The organism is Yoonia sp. (assembly GCF_046498525.1).
Lineage (GTDB): Bacteria > Pseudomonadota > Alphaproteobacteria > Rhodobacterales > Rhodobacteraceae > Yoonia.
Window position 1 is genome coordinate 1 of sequence record NZ_JAWOAN010000203.1, and the last position, 3,745, is coordinate 3,745.

The window sequence follows — 3,745 nt, forward strand, 5'->3', positions numbered from 1 at the left end:
GGCACTGGCCACGACCCATGCCGTGCTGCTTTGTATCATTGTGGTCTGTGTCGTTGCCGAAGCGGTGCTGCAAGGGGCCGATCACGGGCTCTGGGGCTCAACGCACTGGCGAGGAACCGCCTATCAGGATGGCGGGTTCTGGCCCGGACTGCTGGACAACTGGCAGCCCAAATATCCTGGCCAACCGGTCGTTATGTTTGCCAGCTACGGGTTTCTGCATGGCGGAGCTCTGCATCTTCTGGTCAACATGATCACGCTGGCCTCGCTGGGGTTGCTAGTGATCGAGCGCGTGGGGCAATGGCGCTTTGCCCTGATTTATACGCTGTCGCTTCTGGGCGGGGCTGTGGGCTTTGCAGTGCTCTCATCTACAATGCAGCCTATGGTCGGGGCCTCGGGTGCGCTTTTCGGCCTGGTCGGCGCGCTGACAGGCTGGGAATACACGGCTCGGCGGCAGATGCGTGCAGGGATCGGGCCGGTATTACGGGTGGTGGGATTGCTGATCCTGCTCAATCTCGTGATGTACTGGGCGATGTCCGGAGGGCTCGCCTGGCAGACGCATCTCGGCGGATTCCTGGCAGGCTGGGCTGCGAGTCTGTGGCTGCGGGACCACACTGTGGCCGAGTAGACCACCCCACCTCGGTACATGCAGCCCTTGGATCTGCCCGCCAAAGCATACGGCCAAGACATCCACGTCACGCTTTGCATCACGTGCAACAAAGGATCGCGTGATCCTTTGTAGACCACTGCAATCCATCCTTCAGGCTGGCCACCCATTCTGGCCAGAGCCTGCCATAACGGCTTAGAGTTCCAGCGCGACTGTCAGATTGATTGCGACGCTGCAGGTGCAGCACTCGCCTGAAAGCAGCCCCACCCCACACCCGACAGTCGGTTTTGGCTGTGCCTGTCTGGAAACGTCGATCAAAAAAGGCGATGATCGGCTGATCTTTGTTACTATTTTACCAAAAGGGTGCGGCACCGCTTTGTACAAAAACTTACAGCTTGGCTGAACAATGAATTCTCGCGTAGCAAAAAGTTTTGATCTTCTTGTCCTTGGCTCTGGCCCTGCTGGCAGTGCTGCGGCCATCACTGCTGCACGGGCAGGATTGTCTGTTGCGCTGATCGACAAATCGGCCTTCCCGAGGGACAAGCTGTGTGGTGGCGGAATCACCGGGCGGTCGACGCGCTACATGGCGGAGACGTTCGACCTTCGGCCTGATGCGCACCTGTTTTTACCCTCGACCCGCTTCCGGCTCACATTCTCTGGCCGCACCATCGGCGAGGAAGCGCAGGCACCTGTCCTGCAAATGACGATGCGGCGCGAATTTGATGCAGAGCTCCACGCGCGCGCTGTCGACGCAGGCGCGCAAGTCTTTGCGCCCGTCAAGATCAGTGCGATCGACACGGATACACCCAGCATCACGCTGGCTGATGGCCGGATACTGACCGGGCGTGTTCTGATTGGCGCGGATGGGGCGAACAGTGCCGTGGCACGCGCGCTTTACGGCCGTGCCTTTGACCCTGCCAAAATCGGTTTTGGGCTGGAAGTGGAGCTCGACAGAGAATTGATCGAGGACAACACGACCGAGATTGACCTTGGTGCGGCGCAATGGGGCTATGGCTGGGTTTTTCCCAAGAATGACACAATCACAGTAGGCGTGGGCGGCGTGCATGTAAAAAACCCCGACATGAAAGCACATTTCCGCGACTATCTGGCACTTCATGCACCCCATCTCGATGCCGAGAAGGTCAAGTGCAAAGGCGCATTCTTGCCTTTTGGCGCTTACCGCAAGGTACCGGGGCGCGGGTCAGTACTGCTGGCAGGCGATGCGGCGGGGTTGGTGGACCCGATCACTGGCGAAGGCATCGCCTGGGCCATGAAATCGGGCCAGTATGCAGGGCAAGCGGCAGCCGAGGCCTTGCAGCACGACAAGCCCGCGATGGACGCTTATATGGCGCGCATTGGCTACATCCACCGTGAAATGGCCGCTGCCCGTCGCATCCGGGCGCTGATCTATGCGACTCCGGTGCGCAACTATTTCCCCAGGGCGGTGGAGCGCCATCCGTCTATGACGCGCAGATATTTACGGCTTCTGGCGGGCGAGCTGGATTATGCCGATCTAGGCCACAAGGTGCTCTGGCGGATTGCACGCAGGCTTGGTGCATCGCTCCTGCGTCGGCCCGCCTGAAAGGGCCTTGAACGTGCCAAGACACAGCGTATCGACCAGCCAAGCTGATGATGTCTGACGATGTCATTGGAGCTTCAGGTATCTTGGTTCCTTTTAATCCAGAATGAATAGTTAAAACGTGTTTAAACTCGAAAATTCACTCCCGAACCCTTAAATTGAAAACGATTTCATCTAAAGACACCCTGGTTCCTAACTGCAGGCACGCGGGAGGTTTTCAGACCCATAACCATCATCATTTCACATACCATTCCACTCCTTTGGATTGGCCTTACTTTACGGCTTTCGGGCAGTGTGGATGTTGTACCGAACCAACCCTTTCTTGGCCATTTTGTGGATTTCGACGGCTGATGCGTCGTTTGGTCTTTGCTCTTGCCTCCCCAATGGGGCTGTAAAAAGGTAATAAGGTAGCAATGCATAGCGTCGTAGACGTGCGAGTGATGGCATAATATTGCGGCTGATGTCTTCCGTGCATACAAAATCAAATCCGGCATCCTGCATGATTCCGTCAAAGGCACCGTGGCGGAAGTCCGGCAGGGCGACCATCGCTGAACCGCGAATTATTCTTTCCAGCATAAGCTGTTCTCTAGGAGAAAGATCTGCGTCCGGAGCAATTGAATATTCAAAAAACGCTGCTCGGCCGCCAGGCTTGAGAACCCTAAAAAGTTCGGCGATTGTTTTGCGGAGATCCGCAGAGTGCGACAGGGTTTCGGTCGTGTAAACACAATCAAAGTGATCGTTGGGAAAGCTGGTTGCGCTGTAGTCCATTTGTTCAAATGACGTTCTTGCAGCCACGTCCTGCGCTTTTGCACGTTTTTGCGCCTTGGGAATCTCGAAGTCCAGCGTGTCGATACCATACACTCTGCAGCCGTACTTTTTCGCCAAATGGATCGCGACAACTCCTTGGCCACATCCTGCGTCAAGTATGTGGTCGGCAGTTGTCAGCTCCAGCTTTTCAGCAACGAGATCCTGGAGGTTCTCTTGCGCCTGACGTTCGGAAATTTTCGCGTTGTCGGGGTAGTAGCCAAAATGCTTGGACCCCCAGAGAAACAGTTCGTACCCACGCTCCGACATCCGATAATAACTGTTAATCCGCCTGATGTGTTCGGAGGGGTCATCAAAATCTGTCTGCATTGCCGTCCCCAAGCTGTTCCATCTGACGGTAGGGTGACAGTTTGAAGGTGGCAAGAAATAGGAACGTTAACTTCAAAACGTCACGCGCTCGCAGGCTGTCCGAAAGCGAGTTTTCAAACGCGAATGGTTTCACTCCGGAAGGTCATCGAGCAACGAGGCGGGTAGCCTTTCTCCGACCTTACGGCGCAGGCAAGCGACTGCAATCAAATACAACCTATAAGATAGTAATTCAGTGTTCCTCGACTTCTACTGACTTCTACCGATATGAAGTGACATGAGATCGGGTAACTCACTCGGTTCGTTCCTTGGCCTTGAGGTATCTTGGGTTCTTTTTCAGTCGTAATGCCCGTGCAATCGGATAAGGTTCGTTTTAAACGGGTTAGAACCCGAAATTTCACTCCCAAACCCTAAAATCGAAAACAGTAACG

The 3,745-nt window shown here is 55.4% G+C and carries 3 protein-coding genes; 2 read left to right on the plus strand and 1 reads right to left on the minus strand.

Annotation, left to right across the window (positions count from 1 at the left end):
• Positions 1-625, plus strand: a 625-nt coding sequence (locus tag R6T97_RS12735) for a rhomboid family intramembrane serine protease (RefSeq protein WP_410349675.1), incomplete at its 5' end; no start/stop codon positions are given.
• A gap of 385 nt (positions 626-1,010) precedes the next feature.
• Complete coding sequence (locus R6T97_RS12740) at positions 1,011-2,186, plus strand: geranylgeranyl reductase family protein (protein WP_410349676.1); 1,176 nt, start codon at positions 1,011-1,013, stop codon at positions 2,184-2,186.
• Positions 2,187-2,459: 273 nt separating this feature from the next.
• Here the strand turns inward: R6T97_RS12740 and R6T97_RS12745 are convergent, their stop codons facing one another.
• A complete protein-coding gene (locus R6T97_RS12745; protein WP_410349677.1) occupies positions 2,460-3,317 on the minus strand; it encodes a methyltransferase domain-containing protein in 858 nt (285 codons plus the stop codon).
• Positions 3,318-3,745 lie beyond the last annotated feature (428 nt).

What these genes read in the sequence shown, in the direction of transcription:
- R6T97_RS12745 (WP_410349677.1), bottom strand. Translation starts at nt 3,317, where the DNA reads ATGCAGACAGATTTTGATGACCCCTCCGAACACATCAGGCGGATTAAC.
- R6T97_RS12740 (WP_410349676.1), top strand. Translation starts at nt 1,011, where the DNA reads ATGAATTCTCGCGTAGCAAAAAGTTTTGATCTTCTTGTCCTTGGCTCT.